The sequence below is a fragment of the Arthrobacter sp. 49Tsu3.1M3 genome, from assembly GCF_900168135.1.
Lineage (GTDB): Bacteria > Actinomycetota > Actinomycetes > Actinomycetales > Micrococcaceae > Arthrobacter.
The window spans coordinates 23595-38500 of the sequence record NZ_FUZD01000012.1 but is presented as its reverse complement, the minus strand read 5'-3'; the positions used below and the strand labels follow the sequence as shown (position 1 = coordinate 38500).

Genomic DNA, 14906 nt, shown 5'->3' with positions numbered 1-14906 from the left:
GCAGAGAGGCAATGCAATGACTTCGACGATTCCGATGCCCCCGGCGGACGGTACCGCGGGCGAGAACCTGGTGGAGATGGCCTGGGACCCGATCACACGGATCGTCGGCAGCCTCGGCATCTACACCAAGGTCGATTTCAAGAACAACCAAGTGGTGGAATGCCACAGCACGTCCTCGATTTTCCGCGGCTATTCCATCTTCATGCGCGGCAAGGACCCCCGGGACGCGCACTTCATCACGAGCCGGATCTGCGGAATCTGCGGCGACAACCACGCCACGTGTTCCTGTTACGCGCAGAACATGGCCTACGGCGTGAAGCCGCCCCACCTCGGCGAATGGATCGTCAACCTGGGCGAGGCTGCCGAGTACATGTTCGACCACAACATCTTCCAGGAGAACCTCGTCGGCGTGGACTATTGCGAGAAGATGGTCTCCGAAACCAACCCGTCGGTACTGGCCAAAGCCGAGAACACGCCGGCCCCGCACGCCGCCGAGCACGGCTACCGCACCATCGCGGACATCATGCGCTCGCTGAACCCGTTTACCGGGGAGTTCTACCGCGAGGCGCTGCAGGTGAGCCGGATGACCCGGGAAATGTTCTGCCTGATGGAGGGCCGGCATGTCCATCCCTCCACGCTTTACCCCGGCGGCGTGGGCACCGTGGCGACGATCCAGCTGATGACGGACTACATCACCCGGCTCATGCGGTACGTGGAGTTCATGAAGAAGGTCGTGCCGATGCACGATGACCTCTTCGACTTCTTCTATGCGGCCCTGCCCGGGTACGAGCAGGTGGGGCTGCGGCGCACCCTGCTGGGCTGCTGGGGGTCTTTCCAGGACCCGGAGTTCTGCAATTTCGCCTACAAGGACATGACGGAGTGGGGCCGGAAGATGTTCGTCACCCCCGGCGTCGTGGTGGACGGCAAACTCGTGACCACGGACCTGGTGCGCATCAACCTGGGCATCCGGATCATGCTGGGCTCGTCCTACTACGAGGACTGGGGCGACCAGGAAATGTTCGTCACCCGCGACCCGCTGGGCAACCCGGTGGACCGCCGGCACCCCTGGAACCAGCACACCAACCCGCGGCCGCAGAAGCGCGACCTCGAGGACAAGTACAGCTGGGTGATGTCCCCACGGTGGAATGACGGCGAAAGCAACCTGGCGCTGGATACCGGCGGCGGCCCGCTGGCCCGGCTCTGGTCGACTGCCCTTGCCGGCTTCGTGGACACCGGCTACCTCAAGTCAACGGGCAGCAGCGTCCAGATCGAGCTCCCCAAGACTGCGCTGAAGGGGCCGGTGACCCTGGAATGGAAGATCCCGCAGTGGAGCAACACGCTGGAGCGGAACCGCGCCCGGACCTATTTCCAGGCCTACGCGGCGGCCGCCGCACTGCACTTCGCCGAAAAGGCGCTCGAGGAGATCCGGGCCGGCCGCACCAAGACGTGGGAGTCCTTCGAGGTGCCGGAGGAAGCCATCAGCTGCGGCTTCACCGAAGCCGTCCGCGGCGTGCTCTCGCACCACATGGTGATCCGTGACGGCAAGATCGCCAACTACCATCCCTATCCGCCGACGCCGTGGAACGCCAGCCCGCGCGACTCCGAGGGAACACCGGGCCCGTATGAGGACGCCGTGCAGGGCCAGCCCATCTTCGAGGAGAACGACCGCGATCATTTCAAGGGCATCGACATCATGCGCACCGTCCGCAGCTTCGACCCCTGCCTGCCGTGCGGAGTCCACATGTACCTCGGCGACGGGCAGACGCTGGACTTGCTGCACTCCCCCACGCAGTCGCTCACCGGTGAGTAGCCCGCCATGGACCGGGAGAATCTGTTGGGCTCGGCCGGTGAACGGATCAGTTCCCTCCTGGACGTGCTGGGCTCCGGCGGTCCGGTGGCCCGGGACCGGGCCGAGGAACTGGTCCGGCAGGTGACGGAGCTGTACGGTGCCGGGCTGGAACGGATCCTGCACGTGCTCGATTCGCAAGGTGCGCTCGGGCCCGGAACGGTGTCCGCCCTCACGTCCGACCCGTTGGTGTCAGGCCTGCTCCTGATCCACGGGCTGCACCCCGTGGACCTGTCCGGCAGGGTCGCCGGCGCCCTGGACTCCGTCCGGCCCTACCTTGGCTCGCATGGCGGGGATGTGGAACTGCTCGGCATCAGCGAAGAAGGCGTCGTCCGGCTGCGGCTGCTGGGCAGCTGCCAGGGCTGTCCGTCGTCGTCAGTGACGCTGAAGCTCGCCGTCGAGGACGCGATCGAATCTGCGGCGCCCGAGGTGACCGGCATCGAAGTGGAGGAGGCGGCTCCCGCCGCCGTTCCGGCCCTCATCCCGGTCGGAGCCCTGCGCTCGCGGCTGGACGGGCTGGGCGCCCCGCCGGACGGCGGCACCCGCAGTGCGGCGCCGGGCTGGGCCGTCCCCGACTCCGGCACGCCTGCCTCAGGCACGTGGCAGGCGGTCCCGGCCCTCGCTGAGCTGGAGTCCGGAGCCGTGGCGGGCTTCCTGGTGGCGGGCGTGGAGGTGCTCACGTGCCGGATCGGCCCGGACGTCTACGCGTTTGTGGACCGCTGCCCGCGGTGCACCCACTCCATGCCGGGCGCCTCGCTGCAGCGGGCGCTGGCTGCCCCTGTGGGGGGCGGCCTGTTGCGCTGCCCGCACTGCCGCAGCCACTTCGATGTCCGGAAGGCCGGGGCCTGCCTCGAGGACAAGGCGCTGCATCTTGATCCCCTCCCGCTGCTGCTCCGCGACGGTGTTCCCTCCGTGGCCGTCCCCACCACCGCGGACCCGCTGTGAGGTGCCGGCACATGAACGCCGCGGCACGGGAACGGAGCAGGGCATGACGGCGCCGTCGGGAACCGGGAGTCAGCCGGCCGGCAGCGCCGGAAACATCAGGGCCGGAAACAACAGGGCCGGAAACAGCGCGTCGGCCCTCGCCGTGCTCCGCCGGATAGCTTCCGCCCGCCCGGCCCAGCCTGCCGGCGAGCGCTGCGAGATGTGCGCGGAGCCGATCCCGGACGCCCACCAGCACGTGGTGGATCTGGAGAGCCGCTCCCTGCTGTGCACGTGCCGCCCCTGCTATCTGCTGTTCACGGACTCGTCGGCCCATCTGCGCTACCGCTCCGTCCCGGACCGCTACCTCTCGTTCGAGCCCTTCGAGCTCGGCCAGGCCCAGTGGGACGAGCTGGAAATCCCGGTGGGGCTGGCATTCTTCTTCTTCAACTCGGCCCTTGGCCGGACGGCCGCTTTCTACCCGAGCCCCGCGGGCGCCACGGAGTCCGAGCTTCCCCTTGCTGCCTGGGCGTCGGTCCAGGCGGCCAACCCGGCCATCACCGTGCTCGCCCCCGACACGGAAGCCCTGCTGATCCGCGCCCCCGGTCCCGACCGGGACCGGGCGGACTGCCATCTGGTCCCCATCGATGCGTGCTATGAGCTGGTGGGCCGCCTGCGGCGGGTATGGAAGGGCTTCGACGGCGGCCAGGAGTCCCGCCAGGAGCTCGCGGGATTCTTCGACCGGATCAGCCGCCGCAGCAGGCCGGGCGCCGCCGCGGCAGATCTGGAGGGACGCCATGGTTGAGCTCGAATTCAGTGTGCTGGACATCGCCCCGGAAGCCTACGCCGCCGCACCCCAGCTGACCGCGCGCCTGCGGATCCAGGAGAAAAGCGGCACCGCCGTCCATGCCATGGCCCTGCGGTGCCAGGTGCGGATCCTGGCCCAGCGCCGCGGCTACGACGCCGACGAGGAAGCCGGGCTGCTGGAACTCTTCGGCACCCGCGGACGGTGGCCCACCACGCTCAAGCCCTTCATCTGGATGCACAGCGGCGTCCTGGTCCAGGGATTTGCGGACAGTGTCGACATTGACCTGCCGCTGCCCTGCACGTTCGACTTCGAGGTCGCGGCGGCAAAATACCTGAACTCCCTGCGGGACGGGACGGTCCCGCTGGAGTTCCTCTTCTCCGGGACGGTCTTCACGCGTGGCGCGGCGGGCTTCGGCGTCGAGCAGATTCCCTGGGACCGGGAAACGCGGTACGCCCTTCCCGTGGCGGCCTGGCGCTCGCTGATGGACGCCTTCTTCCCGAACCAGGGATGGATCCGCCTCGACCGTGACGTCCTCGCGGCCCTGGCCAGGTACAAGGCGGTCCACGGCTTGATTTCCTGGGAGGCCGCCATCGAGGGGCTGCTGGCCGGGGCGGGTGACCCGGTGCCGTGAACACCGGACTCAGCCTGGCCCGCGCCGTCGCCGACGCCGTCCTCTACGAGGGGTACCTCCTGTACCCCTACCGCGCGTCGTCCGCCAAGAACCAGGCCCGCTGGCAGTTCGGGGTGCTCGGGCCGCCGGGCGCGGATGAGTCCGGTGCCGGCGAAGCGCCGGACATGGCAGCGGATTGCCTCCTCGAGCCGGGACCCGCAGCCCGGGTCGACGTGCATCTGCGCTTCCTGCACCTCCAGAGACGGTCCGCCGAACGCGCGGATGACGGCGGTTTCGCCCCAGTCGACGAACTCACCGTCGGCGCTTCCCGGTGGCTTAGCTGGGACGAGGCAACGGATCAGGAGATCACTCTCGGGCCATACAGCCTCGGCCAGCTTGCCGCGGGCGTGCGCGCGCCGGTCAACGTACCGGCGAACGAGGACATCGAGCCCGTGCTGGACTCCGCAGGCGCCACCGCCGGCCGGCTTGTGCGCCGGCGCCGGCAGCTTCGCGGCGAGGTGCGCCTGATGGCGACGCAAGTGGCGCCGCCGGGGCCGGCGGTCCAAGCCGCTGCCGCCGCCGGGCCGGCCCACGGCCCGCTGTGGCGGCTCAGGGTCACGGTGGAGAACGCGGCGGCAGCGACCACCGACGCGCGTTCCGCCATCGAGTACTCGTTCATCGGGGCCCATGTCCTGCTCGCCGTCCACGACGCCGATTTCCTGTCGGTGATCGATCCCCCGGGATGGGCAGCAGCGGCGGCGGCCTCGTGCAGCCAGCACCGCTGCTGGCCCGTCCTTGCCGGCCCCGAGGGGCAGCGCGATGTCCTGCTCCTGTCCCCGATCATCCTCTATGACCATCCGGCGGTGGCACCGGAAAGCACCGTGGAACTGTTCGACGCCACGGAGATCGATGAAATCCTGACCCTGCGGGTGCTCACCCTGACCGATGCGGAAAAGGCGGAGGCCCGGTCAACCGATGCCCGGGCCGCGGCGATCATCGAACGCTGCGAAAACATGACGGCGGAGGAGCTCCAGCAGTTGCACGGCATCCTGCGGAACCCGCACGATGCCGTGCAACTGGCGGAGCCCCGCGGCCCCGGGAGCATCGGAGGCGACGGCTTCCCCGGCCCCGCGGGCCCGGCCTATCCGGAGTTTTCAGTTCCGGAGTTCTCAGTTCCGGGCGACGCCGAATCAGGTGACGCCGAATCAGGTACCGGGGCGGGTACCGGTGCCGGCACGCCGTGGTGGGATCCGGCCCGGGACGCCGCCGTCGATCCGGGATCGGACACCGTCTTCATTGACGGCGTCCCGATCTCACGCGGCAGCCGGGTGCGGGTTGTCCCGCTGCGCCGCGCCGACGCCCAGGACCTCTTCTTCGCCGGCAAGTCCGGGCGTGTCACCGGAGTCCACTTCGACGTCGACGGCGGAACGCACGTCGCGGTGGTCCTCGAGGCCGACCCCGCCGCCGAGCTGCAGGAGTGGTACGGACGGTATCTGTATTTCGCCCCCGAGGAACTCGTGCCGCTCACCGCGGCGCCGGCCCCGGACAACGGAAAGGAACCATCACCATGAAAGCTCTGGGCATCATGACAGTCGTGCTCTTGCTGGCCGCGGGCCTGGCAGCAGCCGTCGTCGGCCTGCGTTCAATTCCGGACATCAAGCGCTACGTGCGAATGCGGAGCATGTGAGGCCCGGTGTGAGCGGGGTTCTCGTGGCGGGCGTGGGGAACGTGTTCCTCCGCGACGACGGATTTGGACCGGCCGTCGCCCGCCGGCTGGCCGAGGAGGTGTCCGGCCTGCCCGGCTGGGCGCCGGAGGAGGTCCAGGTGCGGGACTACGGGATCCGCGGGCTGCACCTCGCCTACGACCTGCTGGACGGAGTGGATGCGCTGGTGCTCGTGGATGTGCTCCCGGCCCCGGCGGACGGAAGCACAAGCGCCGGAACGCTCCGGATCCTGAAGATCCGGGTGGAGGACCTGGAAAGCGGCGGTCCGCTGACTCCGGCCGGGCTTCGGGCCAATCCGGCCTTCGATCCGCACGGCATGGATCCGCTGGCTGTCCTCCGCCGCCTGCGTGTTTTGGGCGGATCGCTGCCGGAGACCTATCTGGTCGGCTGCATCGCGGGGCGAACGGACGAGGGCATGGGACTGTCCGAGGACGTGTCCCGCGCCGTTCCGGCAGCCGTGGAAGCCGTCCGCACCCTGGTCACAGCCCGCAGCACGAACGCAGACGCAGCGCCCGCGAGCGCGACTCCGGATGAAGCAGGCTAAGGAGGAACCACGGATGTGTCTGGGAATACCGGGCCGGATCATCGAAGTGATCGATGGCTACAACGGGCAACTCGCCCTCGTGGATGTGGCCGGAGTGGAGCGCAAAATCAACATTGGCCTCCTCGACGACGGCCCCGTGGAGAGCGGCACGTGGGTCCTGATCCACATGGGCTTCGCCCTGGAACGCGTGGACCAGGATGGTGCGGACCGTGCGATGACGGGACTTGAGCTCATGGGACGGGGCCAGGACCCCACCGACACCTCGCCGTAGCCTTCACTCCCCCACTGGGTGAACTCTCGCACTGAACTCTCGCACTGAACTCTCGCACTGAACGAACTGGAGGCGTCCGCTATTCGAGGGCGATCGCGGCGCCGCGGTGCTCCACGCCGGAATTCGCGATCTTGAGGTGGCGCGCAAAGTAGTGCTGGAGCCGGTGGAGCTGGGCTGGCGCGAGCCGGTCGCACACCCAGTCCCAGTGGAGGGACACCATGTCCCCGGGCGTGAGGTCAGCGATGAAGCCGGACCCGGCCACGGCGTACTGGGCCGTCTCGATCACCGGTTCCCCCAGCGACAGCGCCATGCCGTCCCACGCCAGGGGCCGCGAGCGCACGAGTGCGCTGTCCCCTTCGACGGCCACCACCTCGCCCCACCGGATGCGGCATTGGTCAAGGACGTTCAGGGCCGTGGATGAGCGCCGGTCATCGCGCAAGAGTCCCGTCCACGGATAGATTTCCAGGACGTGGAAGCTGTGATGCGGGACGCCGCCGGCCAGGACCCCTTCCATCAGGTGCGGGAACTGATGCCCGGTCCGTGCGCGGAACCGGTCCTCCATGGAATTGCCGATGCTGCGCACACCCACGGAGTCCAGCAGCGTGTTTCCCACCCAGTAGGCCTCCACCACCGCGTAGTCCAGTGGGTCCGGGTTGCCGGTGGCACCGGCGATGAGCTCCAGGTAGGGCCAGGCGCCGGCGAACCCCTTCGCCAGTTCGCGCAGGCCCGCATCGGTCACCCCGGACTGGCCATAGTGCAGCAGCGCGTCGCTGTCAGGCGGCCCGCAGCTGCCCCGCGAATTTGGTGGATATGCGTAGCGGACAAACAGTTGGGCGCCGTTGATTTCCATCCCGTGGCCTCGTTTCACAGGGGATATCAGCGAGGCTAGCACCGGCGCCCGTCGGCGAACAATGCCCGGCGTGATCGGCATTGACACCCCTGCGCATTCGGCAGATGCTGTGAGGAAGTGCCGTGCCGGAATCCTTGTCGTTGCCGGCGCGGAGCGAATGGCCGTTGCGCGCGGTCCTTCCCGGGAGGTAGGCCGATGAGCATCCCCGAAGCCAACCGACGATCTGTACTGGCAGCGGCCCTCTACGGCGGAGGGGCGCTGTTCCTGGCTTCCTGCGCCCCGGCCGGCACGTCGCCGCCGGCAGGGACTGGCGGTACTGCGCCCCCGGGTTCCGCCTCCGGCGCGGCCGGGATCCAGGTCACGGACCAGCGCGGGACCGTCCTGAGTTTCGACAGCCCGGTCACCCGGGTGGTGACCATTCCCATGCCCGCCGCCTCCCTGCTGGCCGCCGTCGACCAGGGCGCCAGCCATCTCGCCGGGATGCACAACGCCTCCTGGGTCGCCATGCGCGACGGCGCCATGGGCACCATGTACCCGGAGGCCCTGAACATCCCGCACGACATTGCCACGACGGACTTCACACCCAATGTCGAAAGCATCCGGGCGCTGAACCCCGACGTCGTGGTCCAGTGGAGCGATGCGCAACTGACGGCACCGCTGGAACAGGCCGGGATGAAGGTCCTTGGCATCACGAACACCGGTACGCAGCAGGATGTGGACACGTGGACCGCGCTTTTCGCTACGATGCTGGGCCGCCCGGACCGGGCCGTGCAGATGAAGGCGCGCAGCGACGGTCAGCAGAAGGCCATCCAGGCCGAGGCCGCCGCCCGCGGCACAGGCGGGCCGGGCATCATCTACTTCAACAGATTCAACGGCGGCCTCAAGGTGGCCGGAAACGGCAGCTACAACGACTTCTACATCAAGCTCATCGGGGCACACAACCCCGCCACCGGCCCGCAGGGCCTTCAGGGCAAGGGCATGGTGGGCGTGGACGTCGAACAGGTCCTGGCCTGGGATCCGGAAATCATCCTGCTCGGGAACTTCGATGACGCGATGCCCGCCGACGTCTACGCCAACCCGGTGTGGCAAAGCGTTTCCGCCGTGCGCTCCCGCCGCGTCTACAAGGTCCCCCTGGGCGGCTACCGCTGGGATCCCCCCGGCCAGGAATCGCCGCTGATGTGGCGCTGGCTTACAGATGTCAGTTTCCCCTCCGGCAACCGCTCCACGCTGAGGGAGGAGACAAACGACTACTTCGATTTCCTGTACCGCTACCGGCCATCGGCGCCGGAGCTGGACAAGATCCTCTGGACCAAAGCCAACGGCACCTCGGCCAACTACCGGCAGTTCGATGCTTCGTGAGGCCCAGCCTCTGACCACGGGACCCCCGGGCGGCCGGGGATCGCGGCTGCGCCAGGTCATCGGTCCATGCCTGCTCTCCGGAGCAGTCCTGGCGGCCGTGTCGGCGGTTGCACTCGCCAGCGGCCGCTACAGCGTGTCCCTGGACCATGTCGTGCAGATCCTGGCGTCCCGAATAGTTCCCTTCGGCCCGGGCCTTCCCGCGGCCGAGGAGAACGTGGTGCTGCTGGTCAGGTTGCCCAGGGTCCTGCTTGCCCTGCTGGTCGGTGGCGCCCTCGCCATCGGTGGCGCGGCCCTGCAGGCCGTGTTCCGCAACCCCCTGGTCAGCCCGGAGGTCATCGGTGTCTCCTCGGGGGCCTCCTTCGGCGGCGCCCTGGCCCTGCTGCTGGGCCTGGGCCCCGTCGCCCTCGTGGGCGGATCGTTCGGCTTCGGGCTGCTGGCACTGGGAATCGTCTTCCTCATCACGTCCGGACGGGGCGGCGCCCACATCCTCATGGTGGTCCTCGGAGGAATCGTCACGGCCTCGTTCTTCTCCGCCCTGGTGGCCCTGGTGACGTACCTGGCGGACCCGTTCACCACCTTGCCTGCCATCGTTTTCTGGCTGCTTGGCAGTGTCTCCACTGCCACCTGGGCAAAAGTGCTGGTGGCCCTCATTCCGATCGCTGCCGGCGGCGTCGTCCTGCTGGCCCTGCGGTGGCGGATCAATGTGCTCTCGCTCGGCGACGACGACGCCACCGCCCTGGGGCTCCGGCCGCGCCCCCTGCGCTGGGCGGTCCTCGCCGCCGTGGCCCTCATGGTCGCCGGGGCCGTCGCCGTCAGCGGCGTCATCAGCTGGGTGGGGCTGGTCATCCCGCACCTCGCACGCATGTGGGTGGGACCGGACCACCGGGTGCTGCTGCCGGTCTCCTTCCTGCTGGGCGGGGCCTACCTGATCGCCATCGACACCATCGCGCGCACCGCCACGGCCGGGGAAATCCCGTTGGGCGTCCTGACCGCCCTGATCGGCGCACCGGTCTTCTTCGTGCTCTTGCGCCGGAACCGGGAGAGGATCTGGGACGGTGCTTGAGCTGCGCGGGGCCGGCTTCGGCTATTCACCGCAGAATTGGGTGTTCAAGGATCTCAGCTTCTCGGTGCCGCCGGGCACCGTAACCGCGGTCCTGGGGCCCAACGGCAGCGGCAAAACTACCCTGGTGCGCTGCGCGGCCGGCATGCTGGCCGTGCGGGAGGGCGCGGTGCGCAGGTCCGAGACGGCGGGCTATGTTCCCCAGGCGCGCGGCAGCACGTTCGGCTACCCGGCCCTGGACATGGTGGTCATGGGCCGTGCCCGCCACATCGGCGTCTTCCGCTCCCCCGGCAGCCGGGACAGGGCCGCCGCGCTCCACGCCATGGACCGGGTGGGGATCGCCGCCCTGGCCGACCGGCTGTTTCCGACGCTGAGCGGGGGCGAGCAGCAGCTGGTCCTCATTGCACGGGCTATTGCAGGCGGTTCGCGGCTCCTCGTCCTGGATGAGCCGTCCACCGGGCTGGACCTGAAGAACCAGGTCCGGGTCCTGCAGCTGCTGAGGGAACTCGTGCGGACCGGGATGTCCCTGCTCGTCAGCACCCATCACCCGGACCACGCCCTGTTCCTTGCGGACTCGGTGGTCCTGATGGGCGCCGAGGGTGTGGTGACCGGGCCTGCCGGGCCGCTCCTCGCCGATGCGCAGCTTTCGGCGCTGTACGGCGTCCGCGTCAGCACCCTGAACTACGACGACGCCGGGACGCCCCGCCGCACGGTGGTCACCCCCTTCGGCGCCGACAAGGTCTGAACCGAACGCCCAAGCGCCCGGCAGCTGGGCTGCCGGGCGCTTGGGGTCATCGAGCGGTAGTGCGTCCGGTCCGGCCGCGGCCGGGCCGGTTCAGGCGTGGGTTCAGGCGTGTGCCAGGACCGGCTGTGCCGGCTGTGCGGGCTGTACCGGCTGTTCGGCATCCTGTGCGCCGGAGTGGCCGGCCAGCATCGTCTCTTCGTTGAACGGCTCGGCACCGGCCAGGACGCGGTCCACGCGTTCGCCGTCGATCTCCTTGACCCAGGTGCCGATCAGCACCGTGGCGACGGCGTTGCCGGTGAAGTTGGTCAGGGCCCGCGCCTCGGACATGAACCGGTCGATGCCGACGATCATGCCCACGCCGCCCAGCAGTTGGGGTGCGTGCGCCTGGAGTCCGGCGGCCAGCGTGGCCAGGCCGGCGCCGGTGACGCCGGCGGCACCCTTGGAGGCGATGATCATGAAGACCAGCAGGGAAACCTGCGCGCCAAGGTCCAGCGGCGTGCCCATGGCGTTGGCGACGAACAGTGCGGCCATAGTCAGGTAGATGGCGGTCCCGTCCAGGTTGAAGGAGTACCCGGTAGGGACCGTGACGCCGACGACGGGCTTGGACACGCCGAGGTGTTCCATCTTCGCGATCAAACGGGGCAGCGCGGCTTCGGAGGAGGACGTGGAGAAGATCAGCAGGTATTCGCGGCCAAGGTACTTCATGAGCCGGAAGATGCTGACGCCCGCGACCGCCTTGAGCAAACCGCCGAGGACCACGACGATGAACAGGGCGCAGGTGATGTAGAAGGCGCCCATGAGGGTCGCCATGCTGATGATGGCCTGGAAGCCGGTGGCACCGACCACCGCGGCGATCGCGCCGAAGGCTCCGACCGGAGCCAGCCACATGATCATGATGAGGATGCGGAAGACGAGGGCCTGGCCGTAGCCGACGGCCTTGAGGATCGGGGCTCCCTGCGGGCCCATCTTCTGCAGCGCGAAGCCGACCAGGATCGCGGCGAGGAGAGTCGGCAACACGGGAATGTCGCCCGGGATGATGCCCAGCAGGAAGTCAACGGTGCTGTCCACAGCCGCCTTCTTGTTCGGATCATAGGGTGCGAGCTTGAGGCCCTCGCCCGGGTGGATCAGGTTGCCGACCACGAGGCCGATCGCCAGGGCGAAAGTGGACATGACCACAAAGTAGGCGAGCGCCAGGCCGCCGACCTTGCCGACCGTGGCGGCCTTGGCGATGGAGCCGATGCCGAGCACGATCGTGCAGAAGATCACGGGCGCAATCATCATCTTGATGAGTTTGATGAAGCCGTCGCCGAGCGGCTTGAGGGATTTGCCGACCTCGGGGAACAGCAGGCCAATGACGGCACCCGCAATCACGGCGACGATGACTGCGATGTAGAGGTAGTGGGACTTGTCCAGTCCCTTGCGCTTCTTGGCCGGAGCGGCGGCCGGTGCTGCTGACTCTCCTCGTTGAGAGGCCATGGTGTTCTCCTTGGATAGGCTGGACTTGGTGCGGTCCTGGCTGTGGTCCGCTCTTGTCCTTCTTGCGTGTAACCCCATCATTGATGAGAAGGTGACGCGCATCACCCTTGCGTTCATATTGGTCATGGAAGGTGTTGATGATCCGGCGCTGGAGCATCGCCCGCAGGCTCTTTGCGGCCAACCTGCTGTTCGTGGTGGCCCTGACGGCCATCGTTGGCACGGCCGTGTTCGTGGACGCGCGCGATCACGCCTACGACGAGGCCGGACGCCGGATGGCAGGCATCGCCACCACCGTCGCCGACGCCCCCTTCGTCCTGGCGGCGGCGGACTCGGCCAACCCCACGGCCCTGCTGCAGCCGTATGCCCTGAAGATCATGAACGACGCCGACGCGGATTTCATCACGATCATGGCCCCGGACCGCACGCGCTGGACCCACCCGCGCGATGAGGAACTGGGCAAACCGTACATCGGTTCCATCGACGCGGCCCTCCATGGCCAGGTGTTCACCGAAGTCATGGCCGGCACCCTCGGCCCGTCAGTGCGCACCATCGCCCCCGTCAAGGATGCCGACGGCAAGGTCCGGGCGCTCGTGGCGGCGGGCGTGACGGTCCGGACGGTGGACGTCGCACTCTCCGGCCGGTTGCCGGCGCTGCTGGCCATCAGCCTGGCGCTGCTGGCCGGCGGGTCGGCGGCGGCCTGGCTCCTGGGACGGTACCTGCGCCGGGTGACCCGAGGCTGGGGTCCGGAAGAGCTGGGCCAGCTCTTCGCGTACTACGAATCGGTGCTGCATTCGGTGCGCGAGGGCGTGATCCTCATCGACCCCAAGGGCAAAGTGGTCATGTACAACGACCAGGCCGCCGAACTGCTCGGGCTGAGGAAACAGTCCGCCGACGGCGGCCCCACCTCCGGCGCTGACGGCGGTGCGGGGGGCGGCCGCCAGGCGGCTCCCTCCCTCGCGGAGTTGCCGCTGGCCCCCAGCCTCAAGGAGCTCTTCGAATCGGGGCGGACCGCCCTGGATGAGATCCACCTGACCGGCTCGCGGATCCTGGTAGTCAACCAGGGCCCCGCGGTGGGACCCGAATCTGCCGGCGCCCGCCAGCGTGGAGCGGAGTCCGTCGCCGCCGCTGGCACTCCTGTTTATGGCACGGTCGCCACCATCCGGGACCGTACCGAGATCGAATCCCTGGGCAGTGAACTCGAAACCATGCGCACGCTCTCGGACGCGCTCCGCGCCCAGACCCACGAGCACGCCAACCGGCTCCACACGATCGTCTCGCTCATGGAACTGGGCCGGGGCCCCGAGGCGCTGGACTTCGCCACCAAGGACCTGGAACTGAGCCAGCGGCTCACGGATGACATTGTGAGCTCCATCGAGGAACCCGTGCTCGGCGCCCTGATCATGGGCAAGGCAGCCGAGGCACACGAACGCGGCGTCGAACTGACCCTCAATACCAGCGGTTCGACCGCCGTGACCGGACTGGCCGTGCAGGACCTCGTGGCCATCCTGGGGAACCTGCTGGACAATGCCATCGACGCCGCGGCCGAGGCGCCGGCACCCAGGCTCGTGGAGCTGACCGTCGAGACCACCGGCTCCGCCCTGGAGATTACCGTGGAGGACAGCGGCCCCGGGATCGATCCCGCGGCCGTGGAGGACGTCTTCCGGCACGGTTTCAGCACCAAGGCCCCGGGACCGTTCGGACGCGGCCTTGGACTGGCCCTGGTGCGCCAGGCGGTGCAGCGGCTGGGCGGTACCATGACAATCACCAGCCCGGCCGGGGCGCTGTTCCGCGTCACTCTGCCCGTCACAACACCGCCGGTCACTACGCAGCCGGTCACTACAGAGGGACAACCATGAGCGAGATCCGGGTGCTCGTCGTCGAGGACGAGCCCATCGCTGCCGCAGCGCACGCCGCCTACATCGAGAGGCTGGACGGTTTCACCCTGGCAGGCTCCGCGCCCGACGGCCAGTCCGCTCTGCGCCTGCTCACCGAATTCTCCGCGGCAGGCAATCCGGTGGAGCTGGTCCTGCTGGACATGAACCTCCCGGACCTGCACGGGCTGGACATTGCACGCCGGATGCGGGCGGCCGGACTGTTCGCGGACATCATCGCCATCACCGCGGTGCGGGAACTGAACATTGTCCGCAGCGCGGTGGCCACCGGCGTGGTCCAGTACCTGATCAAGCCGTTCACCTATGCAACCTTTGCGGACAAGCTCGCCAGCTACCGGCTGTTCCGCGAGCAGCTGGCAGCGCCCCTGGCCGGGGAGGCCGGGGCCCGGGCGTCCCAAAGCGATGTGGACCAGGCCTTCGCCAGCCTCCGTGCCCCGTCCGAGCTGTCGCTGCCCAAGGGCCTGGCCGTGTCCACGCTGGAATCGGTCAAGGACTACATCAAGCAGCAGGCCGAGGCGGTGTCTGCCAGCGAGGTCATGGAGGCGCTCGGGATGTCCCGGGTCACCGCCCGGCGCTACCTCGAATACCTCGCCGACGCCGGAACGGTCACCCGCGCCGCCCGCTACGGCGCCCCCGGCCGGCCGGAGAACGAGTACCGCTGGAACCGGCCGCGGACCTAGGCCTCCTCGCGCTCCCCCGTTCCCGTCCATGGGGGGCACTTGCCGGTCATTCCGGGAAACACTGCCACGAAATGTCGTCCCGGCGGTTTCCGTGCGGCGGGATGATCGCAAACGCTTAGT

General features: G+C 68.7%; 15 protein-coding genes. 13 read left to right on the top strand and 2 right to left on the bottom strand.

Features of this window, described 5'->3' with window-relative positions:
* Nucleotides 1–16: 16 nt before the first annotated feature.
* From B5X90_RS13525 to B5X90_RS13495, 8 genes are read left to right on the top strand one after another with little or no spacing between them, the layout of a single operon-like run.
* The gene (locus B5X90_RS13525) at nt 17–1810 is read left to right on the top strand and encodes a nickel-dependent hydrogenase large subunit (RefSeq protein ID WP_079553867.1); all 1794 of its coding nucleotides are present in this window, start codon (nt 17–19) and stop codon (nt 1808–1810) included.
* A gap of 6 nt (nt 1811–1816) precedes the next feature.
* The gene (locus tag B5X90_RS13520) at nt 1817–2791 is read left to right on the top strand and encodes a NifU family protein (RefSeq protein ID WP_079553865.1); all 975 of its coding nucleotides are present in this window, start codon (nt 1817–1819) and stop codon (nt 2789–2791) included.
* Nucleotides 2792–2834: 43 nt separating this feature from the next.
* On the top strand, nt 2835–3572 hold the full coding sequence (locus B5X90_RS13515) for a DUF5947 family protein (RefSeq protein WP_218670198.1): 738 nt from the start codon (nt 2835–2837) through the stop codon (nt 3570–3572).
* Nucleotides 3565–4206 carry a DUF6084 family protein gene (locus B5X90_RS13510; protein WP_079553863.1) on the top strand — a complete coding sequence of 214 codons (642 nt, stop codon included), beginning with the start codon at nt 3565–3567 and terminating at the stop codon, nt 4204–4206. Before B5X90_RS13515 ends, B5X90_RS13510 begins: the two co-directional genes overlap by 8 nt.
* Nucleotides 4203–5756 (top strand): phage tail assembly protein, encoded by a 1554-nt coding sequence (locus B5X90_RS13505; protein ID WP_079553860.1) that lies wholly within the window; start codon nt 4203–4205, stop codon nt 5754–5756. The genes B5X90_RS13510 and B5X90_RS13505 overlap by 4 nt, the downstream gene beginning before the upstream one ends.
* Nucleotides 5753–5872, top strand: coding sequence for a DUF6893 family small protein (locus B5X90_RS21860; protein ID WP_018772298.1), 120 nt, complete (start codon nt 5753–5755; stop codon nt 5870–5872). The genes B5X90_RS13505 and B5X90_RS21860 overlap by 4 nt, the downstream gene beginning before the upstream one ends.
* 8 nt (nt 5873–5880) lie before the next feature.
* On the top strand, nt 5881–6453 hold the full coding sequence (locus tag B5X90_RS13500) for a hydrogenase maturation protease (protein WP_079553858.1): 573 nt from the start codon (nt 5881–5883) through the stop codon (nt 6451–6453).
* Nucleotides 6454–6466: 13 nt separating this feature from the next.
* A complete protein-coding gene (locus B5X90_RS13495; RefSeq protein WP_079553855.1) occupies nt 6467–6724 on the top strand; it encodes a HypC/HybG/HupF family hydrogenase formation chaperone in 258 nt (85 codons plus the stop codon).
* Between the two features lie 79 nt (nt 6725–6803).
* On the opposite strand, the gene B5X90_RS13490 is transcribed toward B5X90_RS13495, so the two are convergent.
* Complete coding sequence (locus B5X90_RS13490) at nt 6804–7574, bottom strand: DUF6390 family protein (protein ID WP_079553853.1); 771 nt, start codon at nt 7572–7574, stop codon at nt 6804–6806.
* Between the two features lie 195 nt (nt 7575–7769).
* Here B5X90_RS13490 and B5X90_RS13485 point away from each other — a divergent pair, with 195 nt between their 5' ends.
* From B5X90_RS13485 to B5X90_RS13475, 3 genes are read left to right on the top strand one after another with little or no spacing between them, the layout of a single operon-like run.
* Nucleotides 7770–8933: an ABC transporter substrate-binding protein gene (locus B5X90_RS13485; RefSeq protein WP_256860229.1), complete on the top strand. Its 1164-nt coding sequence runs from the start codon at nt 7770–7772 to the stop codon at nt 8931–8933.
* On the top strand, nt 8923–9996 hold the full coding sequence (locus tag B5X90_RS13480) for a FecCD family ABC transporter permease (protein ID WP_256860228.1): 1074 nt from the start codon (nt 8923–8925) through the stop codon (nt 9994–9996). The genes B5X90_RS13485 and B5X90_RS13480 overlap by 11 nt, the downstream gene beginning before the upstream one ends.
* Nucleotides 9989–10738, top strand: coding sequence for an ABC transporter ATP-binding protein (locus B5X90_RS13475; protein WP_079553851.1), 750 nt, complete (start codon nt 9989–9991; stop codon nt 10736–10738). Before B5X90_RS13480 ends, B5X90_RS13475 begins: the two co-directional genes overlap by 8 nt.
* A 102-nt stretch (nt 10739–10840) precedes the next feature.
* Here B5X90_RS13475 and B5X90_RS13470 read toward each other — a convergent pair whose 3' ends face one another.
* A complete protein-coding gene (locus tag B5X90_RS13470; protein WP_079553849.1) occupies nt 10841–12214 on the bottom strand; it encodes a cation:dicarboxylate symporter family transporter in 1374 nt (457 codons plus the stop codon).
* A 137-nt stretch (nt 12215–12351) separates the two neighbouring features.
* Between B5X90_RS13470 and B5X90_RS13465 the strand changes: the two genes are divergently transcribed.
* Both B5X90_RS13465 and B5X90_RS13460 read left to right on the top strand, forming a co-directional pair.
* Complete coding sequence (locus B5X90_RS13465; protein ID WP_079553846.1) at nt 12352–14070, top strand: sensor histidine kinase; 1719 nt, start codon at nt 12352–12354, stop codon at nt 14068–14070.
* A complete protein-coding gene (locus tag B5X90_RS13460; RefSeq protein ID WP_079553844.1) occupies nt 14067–14786 on the top strand; it encodes a response regulator in 720 nt (239 codons plus the stop codon). The genes B5X90_RS13465 and B5X90_RS13460 overlap by 4 nt, the downstream gene beginning before the upstream one ends.
* Nucleotides 14787–14906 lie beyond the last annotated feature (120 nt).

What these genes read in the sequence shown, in the direction of transcription:
- B5X90_RS13520 (WP_079553865.1), top strand. Translation starts at nt 1,817, where the DNA reads ATGGACCGGGAGAATCTGTTGGGCTCGGCCGGTGAACGGATCAGTTCC.
- B5X90_RS13480 (WP_256860228.1), top strand. Translation starts at nt 8,923, where the DNA reads ATGCTTCGTGAGGCCCAGCCTCTGACCACGGGACCCCCGGGCGGCCGG.
- B5X90_RS13465 (WP_079553846.1), top strand. Translation starts at nt 12,352, where the DNA reads ATGATCCGGCGCTGGAGCATCGCCCGCAGGCTCTTTGCGGCCAACCTG.
- B5X90_RS13510 (WP_079553863.1), top strand. Translation starts at nt 3,565, where the DNA reads ATGGTTGAGCTCGAATTCAGTGTGCTGGACATCGCCCCGGAAGCCTAC.
- B5X90_RS13470 (WP_079553849.1), bottom strand. Translation starts at nt 12,214, where the DNA reads ATGGCCTCTCAACGAGGAGAGTCAGCAGCACCGGCCGCCGCTCCGGCC.
- B5X90_RS13485 (WP_256860229.1), top strand. Translation starts at nt 7,770, where the DNA reads ATGAGCATCCCCGAAGCCAACCGACGATCTGTACTGGCAGCGGCCCTC.
- B5X90_RS13490 (WP_079553853.1), bottom strand. Translation starts at nt 7,574, where the DNA reads ATGGAAATCAACGGCGCCCAACTGTTTGTCCGCTACGCATATCCACCA.
- B5X90_RS13495 (WP_079553855.1), top strand. Translation starts at nt 6,467, where the DNA reads ATGTGTCTGGGAATACCGGGCCGGATCATCGAAGTGATCGATGGCTAC.
- B5X90_RS13525 (WP_079553867.1), top strand. Translation starts at nt 17, where the DNA reads ATGACTTCGACGATTCCGATGCCCCCGGCGGACGGTACCGCGGGCGAG.
- B5X90_RS13460 (WP_079553844.1), top strand. Translation starts at nt 14,067, where the DNA reads ATGAGCGAGATCCGGGTGCTCGTCGTCGAGGACGAGCCCATCGCTGCC.
- B5X90_RS13515 (WP_218670198.1), top strand. Translation starts at nt 2,835, where the DNA reads ATGACGGCGCCGTCGGGAACCGGGAGTCAGCCGGCCGGCAGCGCCGGA.
- B5X90_RS21860 (WP_018772298.1), top strand. Translation starts at nt 5,753, where the DNA reads ATGAAAGCTCTGGGCATCATGACAGTCGTGCTCTTGCTGGCCGCGGGC.